Raw genomic sequence first — 22,593 nt, forward strand, 5'->3', positions numbered from 1 at the left:
TGAATTTTGGGTAAGTAAAGGAATGATTAACGAAATGCCTGGAATGAATAGTACTCGAAATGAATGGGAGTTCTCAAACTTAACTCCAGGAAATAAAGAGTTTACGCTTGCAGGTAATGGAGATCAATTAATGCTTAAGGTAGGTACTAATAGCCAAACAATAGCTTTAAATGAAGTAGTAGAAGATTATACATCAGATAAATGGTATCATATAGCTATAACTATAGATATAAATAAAAGTGTACCATCACAATCATTACTTACTTTATTTATAGACGGTACTAGAGTAACTTCTTTAGTTTATCCAGAAAACTTCAACTTGGAAAGAATGTATATTGCAGCAACTAATGTACAATTAAGCGTTGCAGAATATAGAGCATGGAATCAAGTTCGTGATAGAGAAACAATTGCAAGAGAACGATTGTTAACATATTCAAATCCAGACTCAACAAATCAAGGAGATTTAATGTCTGAGGGGTTAGTAACTGCATATGTTAAAAATACTTCAGACGAAAACCATATTGCAGGTACATCTGTTAATAATTTATTATGGTTAAATTTATTAGAAAATAATTATAATGAAGAAACTTCATATTCAAGAGTAACAAGTAGTATAGGTAGTATATTAAGTCCAACAGCTACATTGGCTCAATTACGTACAGATACTGATCATCCAATTTATAGTTTAAAAGATATTATATTAAGTGCGTCTTACGGTGGAATTCCTTCTAGTAGTAGTAAAGGGATACAGTTACGTTGGCCACATATTGCAGGTGCTGAGAAATATCAAATTCAAAGAAGAAATTTAGCAGATCCGGAAAGTGATCCTCAAAATATTGATTATACACCGCCAACTTTACAAGCGATTTCGCAGTATATAAATTATGAGGATGTAAACGGAGTACTTCCGAATGAAATTTATAGGTACACAGTTACAGCTATTGGAGCAGATAATAATAGGCTTGAAGATAGTGAACCAGGTGAAGACAATGGTTTTGTATTTGCAAACGGAGCTGTAGAAGGAACATTAGAAACTAGTACAGGTATTGCTACACAAAATGCGTTACTAAGAGCAAAAGTTGCTGAAGGAAATATTCCTGGTAATGCACTTAGATTTTCTAATGGAAGCAGACCAATAAATATTAACGATATAAGTTTATTCAGAGAAGCAGGAGGAACAGGAACTATTGAGTTTTGGTATCGTACACCAACAGTGAGAACAGGAACTAATACTGTATTTAAATTAAGTGAAGGTGAAATCCGTATAAATAACTCAAGAGTAGAATTAATATCTAAAAATTTAAGTGGAAATGGTACGGTAACGTATTTGTCAAAAGATATAGATCTTGATAATGAATGGCATCATTTTGCATTTACATTTAGTCCTACTGGAGGAGAATTATATATAGATGGAGGAGTAAGTCAACCAACAAATAGAGAGCAGCCTATAGCAGCTAATCATACAACTAGTAGTCCGTTTGTTGTTGGTTTAAATAGAGCGTCAAAATTTTCTTTTAATGCAAATGCTGAAAGTACATATGAATTAGATGAAATTCGTATTTGGAGTGTTAAGAGAACAGCTACTCAAATTAATAACTATTGGCAATATATTTTAGGAGATAATAATGAAGCAAACTTATTAGCTTACTATCGCCTAGATATGAATGATCCATTTAATATTTATAACCAAGCAGCAAATAGTATAGGAAAGTTCAGAGGTACTACAATACAAGCATTACAAACTGTAAATCCACCTTATCAGGTAGTAACAGAAGAAAGAGAAGGAGTAACTACTACTAGTAATGTACCACTAGAATATGCTGTATATTCAAATGAGATTGGACGCTTTAGATTTAATAGTTTAAATACAGGACGTCAAAGTGTAGATAGTTCAGATAATTTTTTAGCCTACGAAGTAAGACCGTCGAAACCAAATAATAGATTTTCACCAACTTTTGATGTTAGAAATATAGATAGAGCATTAAACCCAAGAGATCCTAGACTTATAGAGTTTTCTAATGTTTCACAATATCAAATATCAGGAAAGATTCTTTATAAGTTATTAAACGGAGAGACATTCCCAACCATTCAAAATACAAGTATAAAAGTAAACGGTACAGAAGTTACTAGCTCAGATCCAAACTCAAGTGCTGGCACAGATAATGAAGGTATTTATAACATATCACAATCTCCAGGTAGAGTAACTGTTTCTGTAGGACAACCTAATTTCGATAGAGCTAATTTAGCGGTAGATCGTGTAAGTTTAGACTTTAAAAAAGAAGATAAAGGATATGCAGTATCATCAAGACCTGTAGTTGCTACAGCTGGTCAAGGATTTACTTGGTCTGGTTTTATAAAACCAGATATTTTTTTACCTGAAGTAGGAAATGGAAACCAAGTAGAAAAACCTGAAAATCAAACTGTATTACACTGGGGAGATTTACGATTAGAATTAAGAAATAATAACAGATTAGTATTATTATCAGGAACTTCTGAGTTAGCCTCAACAGGAATTGAAGAAGAATCAGCTACCTATACATTTTTTGCAATAACATATGATGCAGATACAGATGTAATTTATTTAAAAGTAGAAGATAAAGCTCCTTTAAATGCAGCATATACAAGCAATGGAATAGATAATAAAGTATATGTTGGAGCTACTTATGTAGACGACGCAACCTTAACTAATTATTCAGTAGCTAATGTAGATATTTTAGAATTTAGAGATACATATTATACACCAGCTAAATTATCAAGTATTAGATCAGGAGATATAGTTGAAAATGATGAAGATCACTTGAAGTTATCGTATACTTTTGAGCATAGACTGGGATCAAAAGCAGTAAACTTAGCAACAAATTCTGGTGTTAGTAATAATTATTTAGATTTAAAGCAAGGAGCCTATTTTAATAATGAGTCAAGTTCTCAGTATATTAGAAAATTTGAATTTGATTATATAGCTTCTCAAGATAGTGACAATGCACGTTTTATTGATCCAGAAAATAATACGCAATATGTATTTAATCTTACAGAAGCAACATCAGATATAAATTTTGAAAATACAACAAGAAGAACTTTTGTAGGAAATGTTGTAATACCATGTAATAATGATGTAGGAAATTGGGAAGGTCAGATTATAAGAACAGATGTAGCTTTTCCAGAGTATAAAAAAGCGATTACGCCAAGTGATTTTAATGATGAAAATAACTTATTTACGATTCACGATTTATTACCAGGTCAGTATAGAGTTGAACTAACAAGAGTAGGAACTAGCGATCGAGTAAACTCAGCTATTATTGATTTAAGAGATGGAAATAAAAGTTACGATTTTTCATACAGAAATCCTTTACAAGCAGAGGTTAGTATTTTTGCAATAACACAAGAGCAATTTCAAGCTTTACAAACTAGAGAAGAATTAGAAAGTAAAAGAATAACTGCAACTTGTGGAGATGGTAATTCTATTTATAATTTAGCTACAGGTAGCGCAGTATATATAGAAGTAGATGTTTTTGAAGATTATAATGGAGATAGATGTAAAGTAGAAGACGCTGTAGTAGATTTATCTGGAGATATGATTGTTGCAGCTGCTAATGGTAAGTCTGGAGTTAATGGTAAAAGTGGATTCTTAACAACTATTGGACAACCAAATTTCTCAGGAGACTTTACACGAAACTTAGCTATTTCATTAGCTCATAATAGTCGTAATATTAGTTTAACTAGATTAGCTTATGTAACGGGAGCACAAAGAGGTAATGAAGATTTTACATTAACAGATCCGCAAGTAGGAATTGTATTATATGACCCACCAGGAGACGCAAGTTCTGCTACATTAGCAAGAGGAACTTCTTATTCTTTTAGTAAATCTGTTGGAGGAGGTTTAGATGTAAATACTACTACAGCTATTTCTGCTGGATTAGATATTAATACAGAAACAGTAAACTTAGCAATTGCAGCACCATTAGGAGTTGGGGTAGCAAGCGGTGTTAGTACAACAGTAGCATCATCTACTTCAAAAACTGTAGGAACTATTACAGCAAATGCTACGTATAGACATACAGAAGAAAATGGGTTTAGTGTTTCATTAGACCAAACTATTCAAACTTCTACAAGCACAGATATTGTAGGACAAGATGCAGATGTATTTGTAGGTGTATCAAGATTATTAACTTTTGGTACAGGACGAAGCTTAATTGTTGGAGAAAACTGTAACCCTATTATAAGAAACGATCAAAAAGTTGTAACAACGAATGAATTAAACCCTTTTATATACAGTAGACAAGATATAGAAGATGTAGTTATTCCAAATTTACAACGTTTATTAATCAGTAGATATGATAATCTAGAAAATACTTCACAGGAAGTAAAAGATACTCGTAGTAGCTTAGATTTACAAGCAACTATAGATGGATTTAATATAGATATAGCTTCAGAAAGTACTGATAAAGAATTAGGGAATTATGTACACCAAATTCAACAATGGAGAAAAATTGTACAGAGAAGAAATAAAGAAGAGAGAGAAGAATATTTGGCTAATAATACAGAGTCATATTCGGAAGTAGTTGCAGAATTATCACAAGTAAATGATAATTTAGGAGCAACAATAACTAGTGTACCTACTCAATTATCTTTCAGTGGAGGAGGTAATTCGATTACTTACAATATAAGTGGAACTGTAAGCTCAAGTACTCAAAACTCTGGAGGAACTACTGGAGGATTAAGTGGAGGTGGATCAACAAGTAATACCATCTTTGGAGTATTGTTTAATTTTGATGTTAATGTAGAAGTATTAGGAACTACTGAAGCTAGCGATAATACAACTAGTGAAAATTCAAGAACAGATAGTTTTACGTTGTCGGATAATTCTGCAGGAGATCAATTTACTGTAAGAATAGGTAGAGATAAAACTTATGGTACTCCTTATTTTTATACTGTTGGAGGAAGAAGTAGCTGTCCTTTTGAAGCAGGTACAGTGCCTAGAGAGGGAGTGGAAATTTCTGTAGACAATGCTGTAAAATATGGTGTAGGAGCAGATGCTATTATTGAATATGAGCTTACACTAAGAAATACACAGAGAGCAAATGATGCAACACGTAAAACTTATATAGTAGCAATGGACGGAGCTTCAAATAGTAACGGAGCTCAAGTATTCTTAAATGAATCTCCTATTTTTGAACCAGCAACAAGCTCTCCAATTGTTTTCACCTTAGACCCTAGTTCAGATACAGGTGTAACAAAAGAAGTAAAAGCTGAATTAAAAATTACCAGAGGTATGGGAGATCCAGAAGACATCACATATGAAAATATTAAAGTTAGAATTTATTCAGAATGTGAGCAAGCTGGAGATCGTTATAGAAGTTATGGTGTAGATGAATACGCTGAAGTAGGAGTTGTGCCTTTCCAAGAGATCGAAGTAACAGCTCATTTTTCTGGAGCATGTATTAGTCAAATTGAAGCTAGTAAACCAGCTGCGAATTGGGTAGTAAATGGTGAAGATAATGACCAATTAGATTTTAGATTTAGAATACCTGAAATAACAGCAGATGAAGTAACTGTAGCAGATACGTTCTCAGTAGATTTAGAATATGCTATTGAAGGAAATAATGAGCCACGTATTTTAAAAACGTTATCATTAACTGAGTTAAGAGAAAATTTACAAGAAGATGGATTTATTACTTATTCAGCAAATGTATCAAGTTTAACTGATGGTGAATATAGCTTTAGAGTTACACCAGTTTGTGATCCAACAAGACAAGATGTAGCGAACAGACAAACACCTACTGAATTTGCTAAAGGTAGAATTGCTAGAATAGCTCCTGTAGTTATTAGTACAAACCCAGTAAATGGAGGTGTATTAAGAGAAGGGCAAATTACAGCAGAATTTAATAGAGCTATTAATCCACAAACAGCAGTAAATAGTAGTTTTTCTTTAAGAGGAATTTTAGGAGGCTTACCACAAAACTTAACTTCAGCTGAATTTGCACAAATTCCTGATGAAGTTATAGTACCTCATCAAACAGAGTTTGATTTAACAGGACCTTTTACATTAGAGATGTGGGTAAATCCAAGTACATTACCATCAGGAGTAAATGTTCCAATAATACAAAAAGGAAATAATTATTCAGTAAAATTATCACCTCAAGGAAATATTATAATTAATGATGTTGTTACATCGTCTAGACGATTACAACCTTTAAGTTGGACGCATGTTGCTGCAGTTTATGATGGAGCAAATACTGTAACAATTTACTTTAATGGAGTTTCTGTAGGTTCAGGTACAATAACAGCATTAGAAGCAAATGAAGATGCTATCGAAATAGCTAAGGCTGAAAATGGAGTATCTTATATAGGAAAATTAGATGAAATTCGTATTTGGAATATAGATAGATCTCCATCAGAAATTGTAGGTAATTTAGATGAGCAATTAGTTGGAAATGAAACTAATTTAAAAGCATATTTTGTATTAGATAATAATGCGTTAGAGGGAGCAAATGGAGCGCCAGATGAAGCTATTAGAGATTACACAGGAAATGCTATTGGAACAACAGCGGTAGGTTTAGAATTTGTGACAGGTGCAGCTAATGCAGCTCCGTTAGATATTACTAGATTAGCTAAGAACTTACAGTACAGAGTTGTTGTTTCTCACGATAATACGCAAGTGCATATAGATCCTGTTTTTGACGATTCTTTTATTGAAGGAGCACAGTTAACAGCAATGATTCGTAATAGAAGATTGCAAGATCCAGCTGGAAATAAGATAGCAGGTAGATCATGGTCATTTACAGTAAATAGAAACACAATTCATTGGAGTCAAAATAATGTTATTGTATCGCAAGTTCAAGGACAATCAACAAGAATAACTAATGTTGATTTAGATAACTCAGAAGGCGGTTCTCCTGTCAAATATAACTTCAGAAACTTACCATCTTGGTTAAGAGTAGAGCGAGTAGTTGGTCCAACAGTAACTACGATTGAAGAGGGAGCTGAAAATGATTTAGCTGCTGGTTTTGTAGAACGTGATTTAGAGTTTATAGTTGCACCATACTTAAATCCTGGAGTTCATTCAACAGATGTATATGTAGAAGTGTTACAAACGGTTGATGGTAGAGATATTCCATTAGGAGTTGAAGCTTTTAACTTAGAAGTAAATGTAACTTGTGCAGTGCCTAACTTTGCAGAAGGTTTCTCATCTAATGCATATTTAGGACGAATGAACATGACAGGAAAGTTAATGTTTGGCGAAACTCAATCATTAGATAGAGGCGATATTGTAGTGGCTTATTTAAATGGAGAGTATAGAGGATTAGCAAATGTTGGAACAAATGGATTGGTTAATTTAAGTATTTCAGGAAACAATGACGAGTCAGGAATATTAAGTTTCAATGTTTGGGATGCGTCTGAATGTACAGAATATAAAGGAATTGTAGAAAGATATACATATTCATTTAGAGGTTCTGAAGGAACTACAAGCGATCCAATAACATTTACTGTAGGAGAGAGAGTAACAAAAAGGTTATCATTAGTGGAAAATTTCCAAGAAGTTAGTTTTAACCTAAAAGATAATGATGTTTCTAATGTATTATCATTAACTTCTATAAAAGGGCTTACTAAAGGAGATCAAATCTTAGATGCTAAAACTACTAATTTAATAGCTACAGCTGGAGATAATGGAACCTATACAGGTACTAACGGTGTTGAAGCTATAGATGTTAGAAAAGCGTATATAATTAATTCAACTTCATCTAAAATAATAGAAATAGAAGGTGTACCTGTACCTATTGATACTAATATTGATATTGAAGGAAGTAAAGCAGTCAATGCAATTCCATATTTCCCTAATAACTTACAAACAGTATCATTAGCATTACGATCGTTAACATCTACTACAGTAAGTGTAGGAGATATGATCGAAGGAAGAGGATTAATTGCTGAGTATACATCAAATGGTTGGACAGGTAGTTTAACACACTTAACACCTGGTACAGGATATTTATATAGAGCAGAGAACTCAGGAATTTTAAATTATAGTGGTTTAGTTTCAATACCTCAAGCACAAGCAAGAGGAACAGTTGCTGCTGCTAAAGAACAAAGCTCTTTAGAGTTTTTAGAGAAAGCTAAGGTTATTAATTGGGAAGTAGATAGAAACCGTTACCCAAGTTTCATGTACATGACAGCTAATGTATCATCTGACGATCTTGATGAAGATAAAGAGTATATAATTGCTGCTTTTGTAAACGATGAAGTTAGAGGAGTTGCCAAAGCTGTAATGATTGATGATGAATATCGTTATTTCATTGGAGTTGGAGGATTTAGTAACGATGAAGTAAGTTTCAAACTTTTTGATGGAGAAAACATTGTATCATTAGACAATACGATAAGCTTTGATAGAACAGACGTAAAAGGAAATGTTGAAAACCCTTATACACTTACCTATACAGCTAAATCTATTGACGAGGTAAATACTATTGTAAATAATGGGTATTCTCTTGGTCAAAATACACCAAACCCAATGACAAATTCAACTAAGATTACTTATAGTATTCCACAAACAGAATTTGTAGATATCAGTTTATATAATTTATTAGGACAAAAAGTACACACTTTTGTTTCTGAGAAGGTTGAAGGAAATAAAGTTCATACGATTACATGGAATAAAGCAACTAGCGAAGTTTCAGTAAATAGAGGAGTTTATTTATACAAACTTATTTCAGGAAATAAGGTGTTAACCAAAAAGCTAGTAATTAAATAATAGATTTTTTGAATTAATTAATGTAAAAAGGGCTATCATAACTGATAGCCCTTTTGCTGTTTATATATTCTTTTGAAATTTTACTTTTGAGTTCTTCTATTTTTAAACCCAAGGAACTTCAGTTCCTTGGGTTTAAAAATAGAATTAGAATGATGCCAAGGGACTGAAGTCCCTTGTAAAAGCAAGTCTATATTTCAATTGAACGATGTAATTAAATCAAAACTTCTCAAAAACACCTAATCCAAATAAAGCGAAATCATACTTTACAGGATCATTTGGGTCGAAAGCTCTTAATGTTGTATCTAATTCTTGAATAGCTTTCCAATCATTTTGCTTACGAGTTAAAACAGTTAATTTACGTGCTACATTTCCAGTATGTACGTCTAATGGACAATGTAAGTGTGCAGCCTTATGTGAGTTCCAAAGACCAAAATCCACACCTTTTTTAGCATCTCTTACCATCCAACGCAAAAACATGTTAATACGTTTAGCAGCAGAACCTTTTACAGGATCAGAAATATGTTTTTGTGTTCTAGGTAAATGTGAAATTTCAAAAAATACCTGTTTAAAATCATGTATTGCTTGTTGGTAATTATCAACTCCTTCAGAAGGCTTTAATACAACCTCTAATCCGTTGTGTTCTGTATAAATGTTTTTTAATGACCGAATGAAAAATTTAAAATCTTCAGCATTAAAAGTTCTATGAACAAAACCATCAAATGTAGCTAATTGTTCTTCTGTATGATGCAAGACAAAATCGTATGGAGAATTCCCCATTAATTCCATCATTCTCTTAGCATTATTAATAATCATTTTTCTATTTCCCCAAGCAATAATAGCTGAAAGAAATCCAGCAATTTCAATATCCTCCTTTAAAGAATAAGAGTGTGGGATTTGAATAGGATCGCTATCAATAAAATCTAAATTTTCGTATAAATCAGCCTTTTCGTCTAAAAACTCTTTAAGTTCTGTTTTTTTCACAGATAATAAATGTTACAAATTAATTTGTGATGAAAAACTAATTAATAAAAGATGTAATTCACAATTAATGCTTGTAATTGAAAATTTATAACTCATAATTAGGTAAAATCGCTGGCAAAACTAAACAAAATAAAAAGACAATTGTAGCTAGCATGAAGTAATATACTCCAACCTAAACCAAATCTTACACGAATAAATCCAAGATATCCGCCTAATATAATTTGTGGAGCTACTAATATTGGAGCTAATAATATAACATTGGTAGTGATTGTAAAGTTTGTTAAATGAACTAAACCAAAAACAATTGCAAATACATAAAAGGCTATTTTAAAAGCTTTTTGGGAATGAAAAAGTGTAATGGGAGCTCTAAAAATTAACTCCTCAATTAATGGAGCAACTATAACCGTTAAAAAAAGAACTTTTGCTTTAGAAAAATTTCTTGCTAATTCTTTCATCGCGTGGTCGTCCATATTCACAAGCCCAGAAGACTCAATGTAAATAAGAACAGGAGTAAGAATAATACCAGTAATAACACTAATTAAAAATATATGAAAGAATTTCGTTAAACGATGAGTAGGAGTATTATTCGGATCCTTTTCTAAAACAGGATTTTTTAAATATGCGACAAGTTCATTAAAAGTATCTAACATAAAAATGGTATTTACTCAATAAGTAGTTATAAGGAAGTATGTGTTACAAAAAACTTCAGTGCTTTTTAAAAGCACTGAAGTTTGGTTGTCTGGAAAATAAAAAAACCTTAATATTTTGCAGCACCAACATTTTTAGAACTTTTTTGAATAAAAGCTCTCAAATCATCATTTGCTTTTTCTAAATCTACTTTTCGTAAATACATCATGTGTCCACTACGATAACCTTTAAAAGACATACGATCTTTTAACTTGCCACTAGGATCTATTTTTCCCATAGTATATTTTGCAGCAGAGAATGTTGTTGCTCCATCGTAGTATCCAGATTGGACTAAAAGCTGTAAATAAGGATTTTCAGCCATTGCTTTTCTCATGTTTTCTCTAGAGTTGTTATTCGAAAAATCCCAAGGATGTACAGGGCCAAACATATTGTATTTTACATCTGTTTTAAATTTCAATACATTTTGAATGTAGTAATTAATAGCTGGAGTAAAAGAGTGTAACCAAGAAACCAACTCAGGACTATAATCTGGGCGAGTACCTGTATCTTTTCGGTCTAAACCTAAATATCTACTGTCTAAACGACCAATCGTTTTTCCACTTTTTCTAAGCAATTCTTTCCAGAAATAGGCTTTAGGCATTTCTAAATTGTGTTGTAGAATTACTTCTTTATCAATACCAGAATAGTACGACATTTGTTCTGCAATTTTATTTTTTTCTGTTTCCTCAATATAACCACCTTTTGCTAAAGCAGGAAGTAGTTTATTAATGGCAAAGTTTTCTGATTCAGGTAAAATAGCAAGTAAATCTTTTTCTTGTAGTGTTTTAGGCAGCTGTTTATGATACCAGGCCGCAGCAGTATAATAAGGGAAATTTACAGCATAATCTTCAGAATTTCCCGTTCTTATAATTTTATAATCAGCAGGAGATACCATAATTACACCATTTAAATACATCCATTGTCGGGTTTGTAATTCGTATGCCAATTGCATTACACGTGTACCACCATAACTTTCTCCAATAATATATTTAGGAGATCTCCATCTGTTAGTTCTAGTAACAAAAGTATTCAACCAGTCCGATAAATATTTTGCATCTGCATTTACGCCAAAAAAGTACTTTTTATCTACTTTTTCATCTTTCTTTACAACAGGTCTAGAATACCCAGTGTTTACCGGATTCACAAAAACGATATCTGCTACATCTAAAACAGAATATGGATTGTCTTTAATACCATAGGGTTGAATAGGGTTTCCTTCATCATCTATTTTCAATACTTTAGGTCCAGTATATGCAATGTGCATCCAAACAGATGCAGAACCTGGTCCACCATTAAAAGACATAATTAAAGGTCTAGTTGCAGTATTGTTTACATCTGTTCTGTAATAATAAGTATAGAATAAAGTAGCTTTTATAGTTCCATTTGCATCAAAAACGGGTTGTGTTCCTGTTTGTGCGTTATAACTCACTTTTTTCCCTTTTATAGTAATTGTATTAGAAGTAACTACGGTTGTGTCTACAGGGATACGCATGTCTTGCGCCATAATACAAATAGAGAATAGCAAGCAAAACGAGCTTAATATATATTTCATTTTTAAAAGTTTTATAAAGTCATTTGGTGTTCTAAAGATATTAAAACTTATGTATTTATAAGAGAGTTAGTATAGCATCAAAAACTCATACAAAGTACTAACCTATTTTATGCATGGATTTACCTACTTCATAACATTTTAAAGTTCTTAATTGCTTTTTTAGTTTCTCTTTGTTATAGAATTACTTAATTAAAAATCTAGTAATTCTATAATAATTAATATAAATCAAAAGCAATATAATATGAGTAACACAATAACAAACCATTTAGATAAAGGTAAAAAGGAGAAAAAAGAACTAGCAAGAATTCCAGGGCACAAGATCTCTAAAAAAGATAAACTAATAAAGGTTTCTGTAGGAGAAGGTGAGGATTTCGTAATACCAGTAGATTTTGGTGTGGAATATCCTGGAGTTTTAGCACCAACATTACTTACATACCTTAGAGAAGAAGGAAAAAATAAGAACATTTTCGTGCAAGGAGTAGCTTTTGTAAATAGTGATTATGAAGTGAAAAAAGATCAGTTTGAGTTTTATTACAACTTCACGTATAAATCTTCAGGGGAATATCAATTGAATATCTATATGACATTTATTCATAGCGATAAGAATAATGAACAAGGTTTTAGGTATTATCCATTTCTAATGGAGTTTTGTGACGGGGCTATAAAGTGTAGTGAGAAAGAGACTGTTCCAATAGATAAAATAAAAACAGTTGAATTATTTGTTATTAATAGAAACCCAGAAACATCTAGAGGAACAGTTACTACGGTAAAACCATCTTCAGGAACAGAAGGGTTCTAATTTTTACGAATATAGCGGCGAATTTATCGCCGCTTTTTGTATTTTAAAAACCAACCAAATAAGTTTTTAAAATGCTAAACAATAATCTCTTTTTATTGTGTTTTTTTCTTCTTCTAAATAATATTATGCAGAGTCAAGAAAGAGAAGAATTAATTTCTCTTCAACAAGAAATCATATCCAAATCTGATATATCTATTCATGATTCTAATTTTAAAAAAATGCTGGATTTTTATTTGAAAAAGGAATGGGATTCGATTTTATTACATACTACAAAACAACTAGATATAAATTCAAAACTAGGAGGAGAGTCTAAGAAATATTATCTCTTTTTCAAAGGCTATGGATTTTATAAGAAGAAAAAGTTTACATCAGCTAAAGAAACATTTCATAAAATTGCTAAGCCTTTTCAGTTATTTATTCAAGTAAGTTCTTATTTAGGAGAGATAGCATTGCAAGAAAATAATTTTTTTAAGTCACTAACTATTTTCAAAGAAGTTGAAAACCAATGGAACGATACTGTTAAAGGTATCGAAATTAGTAATGTTAAACATAATATAGGCCTATGTTATTTACACTTAAAAAAGTTTAAAAAAGCAGAGCAATATCTAACGAATAGTATTGAATTGTATGAAAAAGATAAAGATACTGTTGAATTGGTAGGGGCTTATGGAGATATTGCCAATTTATATTACGAACAATATAAAGACGATTTAGCGATTCCTTATTTTGTAAAAGCCTATAAGTTTTCTAAAAACGTAGATAACTTCACGTTAAAAAAGAATACAGCAAAAAATATGGCTGTAGTAGAAGAAAATCGAAAAGATTTAACTGCTGCTTTAAAATATAGGAAAGAATATGAAAAGTGGAATGATTCCTTAAATAATCATAATAAAATATGGGAATTAGCACAGTTAGAGAAAAAGCTTGCTGTAGAAAAGAAACAAGTTGAGGTAGACCTTTTAAAGGCAGAGAATAAAGCTAAAGTAGCAGAACGAAATAGCTTTTTTTATATAGTAATAGCACTTTTAGTTTTATTATTTGTAATCACTTTTTTTTATAGATTAAATGTAAAATCCAAAAGAACAATTTTAACTCAGAAAGAAGAGTTAGATGTATTAAATGCAACGAAAGATCAGTTGTTTTCAATAGTAAGTCATGATTTACGTTCTTCAGTAAATACCTTAAAACTGAGTAATAAGAAAGTAATTCGAAATATAGAAAAAGAAAATATTAGTGAAGCTCATCAAATTTTACAACGTAATAGTACCATAGTTAGTAGCGCTTATAACTTACTAGATAATTTGTTGAATTGGGCGATGTTACAAACAAAACAATCATATTTCGAAATACAAGAAATTCATTTGTATTTTACAGTAGAACATGTAGTATATAACTATCTTCCTTTACTAGAAGAAAAACAACTTCAATTTACAAATTTAGTAACGAAAGGAATTAAAGTCTTAGCAGATCAAGAATCATTAAAAATAATACTACGAAATTTGTTAGATAATGCGATTAAGTTTTCTGATACTAAAGATGAAATTAAGATTTATACAAAAGATATTAATAACGATTCTATAGCCATTATTATTGAAGATTCTGGTATTGGAATGGATAGTAAAATTCAAGAGAAATTATTAGCAGCAACTATTGCGGTTGAAAAGCATACACATAAAAATAGAATAGGTTCAGGATTAGGTTTACAGTTGTGTAAATCGATGATTCAAAAAAATAAAGGAAAACTATCTATTCAAAGCGAATTAGGAAAAGGAACAAAAATGATTGTATCTTTACCTAAACCTCTTGTAAATGGATAATGTAAATGTTTTTATCGTTGAAGATAATCCTGTTGAAAGTGAAGCATTGGTAGAAGTTTTAGAAGCTCATAATTATAATGTGATTGGAGTAGCTCAAAATTTTAAAGATGCTATAGCAACATATTTGTCAAGAAAAGATATTGATTTAGTTATTATCGATATTTTTTTAGGGGAACATCCCGATGGAATTTCTTTTGCTGAAACGATAAACAGTTTAAAAGATACCCAAAAACCATTTCTATTCTTAACAAGTTCAACAGATAAAGAATTGTTTGAAAGAGCCAAAGCAACAATGCCTTTCAATTATATGGTAAAACCCTTTAACGAATTAGAATTGTTGTTCTCTATTCATTTAGCTATGGAAAAATTTTATGGTCAAAACGATGTTTTTGCAAGTGACTATCAAGATACCATAGTGAGCAACGATTATTTATATATTCAAAAAGGAAGATCGCTCAAAAAAGTACTAATTGCTGAAATCATTTTTATTGAAGTTGAAGGTCGTTACTGTAATATCATAACTGAAAAAGGGAAGTTTGTCATTTTAATATCATTAACTAAAGTATTGCAATTATTAGATCCTAAATTATTTAGTAAAGCGAGTAGGAATTTTGTAGTGAATACATCTATGATAGAAGAAATTTTCCCTAATGATAATTTGATAATTCTTTCAGGGGGACATAAAGTTACGTTAAGTGACAAGTATAAAGACATTATAAAAAGAAATATCGTTTTAAGATAAATTATACGTAAAAGAAAATCCTATACACTAAAAAAACAACTTCATGTAGCGTTTTGTAGAGTTAATACCAAAAAACAAATTAATACATCTTTTTCAAAATAGTTTTATGGTGTAAGTATTAAAAACACTTGTTTTTCAATGCTTTTAAACCAAGTGAGTATAAACTTAAAAAAGAAAAGATGATTAAAACTTTTTATTTTTATAAAGGTGAGAGTGACTTTACACCTTTTGAATTTGATGAAAGAACTACACTTAATGAGATTAGAAACAAACTAGTCGCATCAGGATTCATGACAACTTCTGAAAGTATAGATAACTTCAGATTTATCAATTACCAAAACACCAATTTGAAATACGAAGATATGGTTATTGGTATGGGAACAGAAAAATACGTGCCTTTAAGTGGTGTTATAGGAATTAATAATCAAGCGTATTTAACGAATGTAAATAAAACAAAAGAAACCGATTTAATTGGTTTTAGTACAGATTGGTGGTTTGATAGATACATGTCTTGTAGAATGCGATTGAATACTTCAGATGAAGAAGCTAGAAATGCCAACTTAGGAAAGTTTCAACCTTTTATGTTAACCAATGTAAAAACTGCTAATCCAGATTTACCTGGTGTTAGTTTAGAAAATGTAGTGGTTTGTGAAAAAGACAGTATTATTCAATTTGAACTTAGTTCTTGGGCAGCGGCAGGTTATGGTTATACTATAAAACCAACTTCTGGTTCTCCAATTAATAGTGAACCTTTATATAGAACGTATACAACTTGTCCTACGGATGGAGGTAACTACGGAAAGTCAACCTTACGTTGTTACTTTACTAAAAATCAGAGTCAACATAAAAGTATGATCAAAGTTGTTGCTACTGATAGTTTAAATATAGGAGGAAGTACATTAAATTACATGAAATTTTCGATAAGAACTTGGAAAGTTACAGAGTACAAGTCTGGTGGTAAAGTATATAAATGTAATTTACCACTTCCTGTTCCTTACCAAAGTGAATCTGTTAAAAGTACTTCAACGGTAACAACTCCGTATGCTAAATTGGTTAGTGGAGACGAATCGGTAATACCAGGATCAACTATAGAACCAGGGACAACAGTTCCTTCAGGATCACAATCACAGCAAAACTTCGGAACAATTTATAATGTAAAAGATAGTCAGAGTCCAGAAAATATCATTGGAGAAGTCATCTTTTATGTTTTTGTATTCAAAAGTAAAGCAGAAGCAGATGCTGTATTTGGAAAAATGAATAACATAGATCCTTCAATTTGGGAAGGTTAATAGTTGGTAAATAATTGAGTTCAATTAAAATTAAGAAAACATGGCTAAAAAAAGTATAGAGAAAAACAGCGATATAAAATTAATAGTATTTCAAAAAGCAGGAGCAGAGTCGATTTCGTATCCTTTTGATATTAATGCTAAATTATCAGAGGTTAGAAAAGTGTTAGAATCAACGGAAGTTGACAACTTCATGAAAAGAGAAGATTACTTTTTAAATGAAGGAAGCAAAATTTTACTTTCTACGGAATCTCAAATAGCATTAAGCGTTTTATTAAATGCAGGAAATACTGTAACAATTGGGGCATTAGATCTTTCAGATCCATTAGACCCTCAAGATGGTGTTCAATATTATATGGATTTAAGTCCTACTGAAAAATTATCACTTTTTGAAAATGTGCAAATTTATAACGGACTAACATTTGATCCAGAAAAAGGATTTACAAAATCATATAAAAAATTATACTCATGGAAAGAAGGAAGATTTCCAGATGCTTTGGTACCAAGAGTACTTACAGAAGTTGAGTATAAAGATGCATATTCTAAAGTAACACATTCATTACAAGAAACGAATACAAATAGTGGTTCTGTATCATTAGCAGGCCCGAAAATTGGAGGAGAAGCAGAGTTCAAGTTTGAGCAAAGTAAAAATCAGTCTAGTAGTGAAGTAACCCAATATATCACAGGTAAATTTTTAGTTAGAAAAGTAGCGTTACAAGTGGATATCGATAATTATGTAGCTTCCGAAGATTTTAATGATGCGATCAATCAAGCTTTACTAAAATATACAGATAATGATTTTAAAATTTGTAAAGCTGTAGTTGAGGTATTAAATGAGTACGGATATTATATTCCCAAAGAATATAACTTAGGCGGAGCACTTTTCTCTAGTGACTCTACAACAATAACTGAGTTTAGTGAATCAGAAACGAATAGACAAGAATTCGGAGGCTCTTTTAAAGCTGCTTTTACAAGTATTGGTGGAGGAGCATCCTATAACAACGCTTCTGGAAGTACAGAAACAACAACTCAAACAGATAAGTTTCAAATTACTTCGTTGTTACAAGTTGGTGGAAGAGCAGGTACTTCTAACGATTATAGCGAATGGGCGAAAACATTAGATAAAGCTATTTATTGGGGAGTAGCAACTTTTGATGAAATGTTACCTTCTGTAGCAATTTTAAGCAATGCATCAAACATGAATAAAATTATAGGTTTATTCGATAAGTATAGTTCATATCCAGGGATTGTGGAATTACAACCTCACATTAACTTGTTGGATTATGCAACTTCAATTCAGAATATTTTTAATCCTTGGGGATAGAGTATAAATTATCACTAGGAGTAAAGAAACCTCTTTACTCTTAGTTTTTATAAAGATAACTCCAACCTAAAATTGAAAAATTAACTTAAGTTGAACAGACCAATTATAATAATTATTGAAATTAAACTAATAATGAAAAAGAATATGGTAGTAAATGCCATTATTAAAGAATCAGATTTATACTTTTTATTCCCAAAAACTCTATATAAATACCATATTAAACCAAGGTAAATAAAAGGGTTTATAAGTATGGGGAATTTGAATATTATAAAAGAGATACTACCTATTATTAAGGTGACATGGCCTAAAATGAAAGAATTAATAGCCAAGTTTTCAGCAAAATTATATCTTTTAAAAAATAATTTAGTAAACAGAGAAAGTGGTATTATGGTGAATACCCAGAAAAACTTAAAATACTCAAAAATTATTTTACCAGCACTAGCACCAATTTCGTAACCAGATTTGTTGATTAAACTTTCTTGAATTAAACTAGTTTTTTCATTAGGGAATATAGGTTTAGTTTTAAGTAAAGAAGCAAGAAGTAAATATGCCGTTACAGCTATAATTAAAAATGAAATTGGGTTAAATATTTGTTTTCGTTTTCCTTTTAAGTATGCTTCAATTGTAACTTTAGGAGATAAGGTTAAGTTTTTTAAATTATATAAAAAGCCCTTATCCATATTGGTAATACTTAGAAAAGCATTAGATATGGTAGAACTGAAAGTTATTTTAGGAATATCACCTTTTTCACCACAATTAGGGCAGAATTTTTCTTCATGTTGATAATCGCAGGAAATACAAATCATAACTTACAGTTTTAATAGTATAAAGTTTACACAACCAAACCATCTTTCATTTCTAAGGTTCTATCAGCCATTTCTGCTAAGTCTTTATTATGCGTTACTAAAACAAAGGTTTGTCCAAACTCATCACGTAACTTAAAAAATAATTCATGTAAGTTTTTAGCAGCTGTAGAATCTAAATTTCCAGAAGGCTCATCAGCAAAAATCACAGAAGGATTATTGATTAAAGCTCTAGCAACTGCAACGCGTTGTTGCTCTCCGCCAGAAAGCTGACTAGGTTTATGATGAATACGATGTGAAAGTCCTAAAAAATCTAATAACTCTTTAGCTCTTTGTTCAGTCTCAGCTTTACTTTTTCTAGCAATAAAAGCAGGAATACACACATTTTCTAAAGCTGTAAACTCTGGTAATAGCTGATGGAATTGAAAGATAAAACCAATATGTTGGTTACGGAAAGCAGAGATTTGTTTATCAGATAATTCTTTAATAGAAGTTCCATTAAAAGTTAACTCATAATTTTGTTCTTTTTGAGGTCTGTCTAACGTACCTAAAATTTGAAGTAAGGTAGTTTTTCCAGCCCCAGAAGGCCCCACAATTGCAACAATTTCTCCTTTTTTAATATGAAGATTTACACCTTTTAAAATTTCAACATCTCCATAATACTTGTGTATGTTTTTTCCTACAATCATATAAAAACTTTCAATAGCACGAATGTAATACAATTTCTGAATTATAATTTCATAAAAATAAGTGAATGTCAGCTATTAAATCTACTTAATTAGTATCTCGAAAATACGACCTATCAATAAAAATTTTGAAAATCAAAGAAGCAGTGTTGGATGATAGATGAAAAACTGTTTGAGCGGAAGCGAGTTTTTTTCATCCGTGGAAGGTTCTGTAGTATTTTCTTAAACTTTTATTATGAGTCTTGATTTTTGCTTCTTTGTATCAAGGCAAAGAAGAGAAAATGAATAAAAATAAATTAAAAAGTGTACAATATTCGTAGAGAGCAGCTATAAAAAAAGAAACCAGACAAAGTAGCTTTATCTGATTTCTTGAACATAACTAATATATTACCTAAATAGTGTTCTGTTTGGGTTGTTGTGAGTAATAAAAACAGGTTTCAGCTATTTAAAATAATACGTTTTTAATATTGTTGTAATCTATAAAGTATACTACTCGTAAAGAGAATGTATGGGTCATAGATTCATCGAATAATCGATCTATATTTTCGGAAAAACTAATATCCGCTGGTGCAAAAGTCGCATTAGGATTGATAGAATTACGATAAAAAGCAATTATTTGACTTCCTGGAGCAAATTGCCAGAAATAATTCAAGTCTAAATTCCAACTATTAAAGTTTCTATCGTAGTTATCTGTATGTGTTGTTGGAAGTAACTGTCCGTTTGTAGTATCTAAACTAAAAAACTGGTCTTTATAAGGGACTTTACTCCAATTATGTCTAAATGATAATGATAATGAAGAGTTGGTGTTAAAACTATATTTTCCTGAAACTGTATTTTCATATGTAGTTCTATCCCTTTCACCAAAAATAATATCGCCATTATCTAAATTATCAACAAAACCTAAATCATTATCCGTTTTATTAAATCTAAAAGCGTAATTCAACGAGAAACGATCGTTAAAACGATACCTAGGCCCAAGTCTAAATCCATAACTGTTTTTTGGAATGTTTTTAAAGAAAGTGTAGTACCAGTTATAATCTAAGGCTAACTTTTTTCGATAATCTGTAGATCCCCAATGGTTAATATTTACACGAAAAGGTCTTTCAAAAAAGATTCCAGAAGTACTTCCTTGTCTAGGCTCAAAGAAATCTTTTGTTTTTGTACGAACATTAATATTTCCTCCAAAATCGAAACGCTCTCTGGTTGAAGCCCAAAATGAAAGTCCAGTATTGGTTCCTGTATAAATACCAGATTTATGTTGGAAATTGACATTGTACCACCAGTTTACACCAAAATTATTGAAAATACCTACAGGCTTTAATTGACGAAAACCAGTAAATCCATAAATAGTTTGTTCATTATTACTAAAAAGAATTCCCAAGTCATTTGGATTGAAATCTTTATTTTCAAAATTATAACCTATTTCCCAACGCCATTTCCCAGATTGTCTACCAATACTCGTATCAAAACTATATCCAGGAGTTTGGTTACCAGGATCGTCGCTAATATGAGTTGTTCTAAAACTTCCATCAATATTATACGTACTAGATTTATCTTCTACGTGCCATAATAAACCTGTTGCATTGGCATCTCTAAAACGACCATCACGTGTAACATTGGTGTTAATTAAAGTAATTGCAGAATTCTGATTGAATTGCTGATCTAATACCATAATATTATAATTAGCAAAGGGCTCCGTAACTACTTTGTACTGATTTTTTGTAGTCGTGATATCACTACCAACCTGTGTTTCTTCTGTACGTTCTACAGTAGCTTCAGTTTGTTCTGTAATTGCATTAAAAAAACCAATACCCAATCCACCTTTAGTTCTACCAGAAATTTTAACAGCGTTAAGCATTTGCACTCTTGTAGGATAATCTATAATTTCTTCAGTAATTTTCTTACCATCTACAAAATCTTCATCTACTTGTAAATTTCCTCTAACATTGAATTGATCAGTAGGGAAACCACCAATTCTTCTAGAATAAAACAATCTACCTTTACTAAATAATTCAGTTCCTTCTGTAAAGAATTGTCGTTGTTCTGTAAATTGTTGTTCAAACGGACCTAAATTCAGCTGTACATTATCAAAACCAACTTGACTGAAATCAGGAATAAGTGTTGCATCTAATGTGAAATTTTCAGAAAGTCCATATTTTACATCCATTCCTACACTCCAATCTGCAGTAGTATAATTACCTTCAGTAATAGTTGTTACAGAAGCATATGGATAAAAATTTAATCGTGTAGGAGGTTTAATATTTCTAAACCCTTCAATTAAACCATCATACTGTGTCCATCTACCAACAGTATTATCAATATGATTCCATGTGTAACGTGTGTTTATATTTCGCACTTCTCTATGAAAGTTCATTCCCCAAGATTGTACTTCTTCATTAGCAAAACGTAAAGCACGATACGGAATTTTCATTTCTACAGCCCAACCATCTTTAGTAATCTGAAAGTCGCTATCCCATACAGCACTCCAGTTATAATCTTCATTATTTCCGTTTGAAACTTTAGAATCAATTTGAACACCCGAAGCGGTAACAATAAACATTACAGGGTTTTGTCCATCATCTATAGGATTAATCATTGCCATAAAGAAATCGGAGTTCCCAAAATTATCTCTATTGGTAAATTCTGCTGGAATTTTATCTGGATTAGGGTCAAACATTTTCGCAGCTATATAAATAGCATTATCGTCGTATATTAATTTTACTTCGGTTCTGTAGTCAGATAATTCCTGTACACCATTATCTGGACGAAGTTGTACAAAGTTGTTCGCAATAGGAACATTTTGCCATACATCATCATTTAAATTTCCATCAATTTTAGGAGATGAATTAACCCTAGTGGCAGCTAATTTTTTTCTGTTTTGGTTTACCTGACTATTAACTAACAAAGCATTCGTTAATAGCATTAACAGTAAAGTGAAAGTTTGTTTTTTCATTTTTGAATAGCTTATTTCTTATAAATAAGATGATTACATAGTTTAACAATAGATGATTAAGGGAAATTATTTACTAACGTAAAGACTCAGGAAAAAATGAAGCGTTACAGGTTAAAAACCAAAAGATTTGTTAAAAAGTGTGAAAAAATCCTTTCAAGGGAGAAAAGAGGAGTTGTAATATATTATGATGATTTTTTAATGTTGGAAAAAGGGTAAA

12 protein-coding genes are annotated in these 22,593 nt (G+C 31.1%); 6 read left to right on the top strand and 6 right to left on the bottom strand.

Annotated elements, in window-relative coordinates:
- Positions 1–466: 466 nt before the first annotated feature.
- Positions 467–8,746, top strand: coding sequence for a LamG-like jellyroll fold domain-containing protein (locus ACKTTC_RS13755; RefSeq protein ID WP_456243512.1), 8,280 nt, complete (start codon positions 467–469; stop codon positions 8,744–8,746).
- Between the two features lie 216 nt (positions 8,747–8,962).
- On the opposite strand, the gene ACKTTC_RS13760 is transcribed toward ACKTTC_RS13755, so the two are convergent.
- The 3 genes from ACKTTC_RS13760 to ACKTTC_RS13770 form a co-directional block, all read right to left on the bottom strand.
- Entirely contained in the window at positions 8,963–9,727 is a 765-nt protein-coding gene (locus ACKTTC_RS13760) for a TIGR02757 family protein (protein WP_408040414.1), read from the bottom strand.
- Between the two features lie 98 nt (positions 9,728–9,825).
- Positions 9,826–10,377, bottom strand: a complete 552-nt coding sequence (locus tag ACKTTC_RS13765; RefSeq protein ID WP_408040415.1) for a CPBP family intramembrane glutamic endopeptidase — start codon at positions 10,375–10,377, stop codon at positions 9,826–9,828.
- Positions 10,378–10,484: 107 nt separating this feature from the next.
- Positions 10,485–11,966 (bottom strand): S10 family peptidase, encoded by a 1,482-nt coding sequence (locus tag ACKTTC_RS13770; RefSeq protein ID WP_408040416.1) that lies wholly within the window; start codon positions 11,964–11,966, stop codon positions 10,485–10,487.
- Between the two features lie 241 nt (positions 11,967–12,207).
- On the opposite strand from ACKTTC_RS13770, the gene ACKTTC_RS13775 reads away from it, so the two are divergent.
- The 5 genes from ACKTTC_RS13775 to ACKTTC_RS13795 all read left to right on the top strand — a co-directional run bounded on the left by ACKTTC_RS13775 (position 12,208) and on the right by ACKTTC_RS13795 (position 17,934).
- On the top strand, positions 12,208–12,765 hold the full coding sequence (locus ACKTTC_RS13775) for a hypothetical protein (RefSeq protein WP_408040417.1): 558 nt from the start codon (positions 12,208–12,210) through the stop codon (positions 12,763–12,765).
- A gap of 125 nt (positions 12,766–12,890) precedes the next feature.
- On the top strand, positions 12,891–14,582 hold the full coding sequence (locus tag ACKTTC_RS13780) for a tetratricopeptide repeat-containing sensor histidine kinase (protein WP_408040418.1): 1,692 nt from the start codon (positions 12,891–12,893) through the stop codon (positions 14,580–14,582).
- Positions 14,575–15,324 carry a LytR/AlgR family response regulator transcription factor gene (locus ACKTTC_RS13785; RefSeq protein ID WP_408040419.1) on the top strand — a complete coding sequence of 250 codons (750 nt, stop codon included), beginning with the start codon at positions 14,575–14,577 and terminating at the stop codon, positions 15,322–15,324. Before ACKTTC_RS13780 ends, ACKTTC_RS13785 begins: the two co-directional genes overlap by 8 nt.
- 179 nt (positions 15,325–15,503) lie before the next feature.
- Positions 15,504–16,613 (top strand): hypothetical protein, encoded by a 1,110-nt coding sequence (locus ACKTTC_RS13790; protein WP_408040420.1) that lies wholly within the window; start codon positions 15,504–15,506, stop codon positions 16,611–16,613.
- 40 nt (positions 16,614–16,653) lie between these two features.
- Positions 16,654–17,934, top strand: a complete 1,281-nt coding sequence (locus ACKTTC_RS13795; protein ID WP_408040421.1) for an MAC/perforin domain-containing protein — start codon at positions 16,654–16,656, stop codon at positions 17,932–17,934.
- 80 nt (positions 17,935–18,014) lie between these two features.
- On the opposite strand, the gene ACKTTC_RS13800 is transcribed toward ACKTTC_RS13795, so the two are convergent.
- The 3 genes from ACKTTC_RS13800 to ACKTTC_RS13810 all read right to left on the bottom strand — a co-directional run bounded on the left by ACKTTC_RS13800 (position 18,015) and on the right by ACKTTC_RS13810 (position 22,376).
- A complete protein-coding gene (locus tag ACKTTC_RS13800) occupies positions 18,015–18,740 on the bottom strand; it encodes a DUF3667 domain-containing protein (RefSeq protein ID WP_408040422.1) in 726 nt (241 codons plus the stop codon).
- Positions 18,741–18,766: 26 nt separating this feature from the next.
- On the bottom strand, positions 18,767–19,426 hold the full coding sequence (locus ACKTTC_RS13805; protein WP_408040423.1) for an ABC transporter ATP-binding protein: 660 nt from the start codon (positions 19,424–19,426) through the stop codon (positions 18,767–18,769).
- A gap of 442 nt (positions 19,427–19,868) precedes the next feature.
- Positions 19,869–22,376: a DUF5916 domain-containing protein gene (locus ACKTTC_RS13810; protein WP_408040424.1), complete on the bottom strand. Its 2,508-nt coding sequence runs from the start codon at positions 22,374–22,376 to the stop codon at positions 19,869–19,871.
- Positions 22,377–22,593: the final 217 nt, after the last annotated feature.

This window comes from Tenacibaculum amylolyticum, assembly GCF_964511145.1.
Lineage (GTDB): Bacteria > Bacteroidota > Bacteroidia > Flavobacteriales > Flavobacteriaceae > Polaribacter > Polaribacter amylolyticum.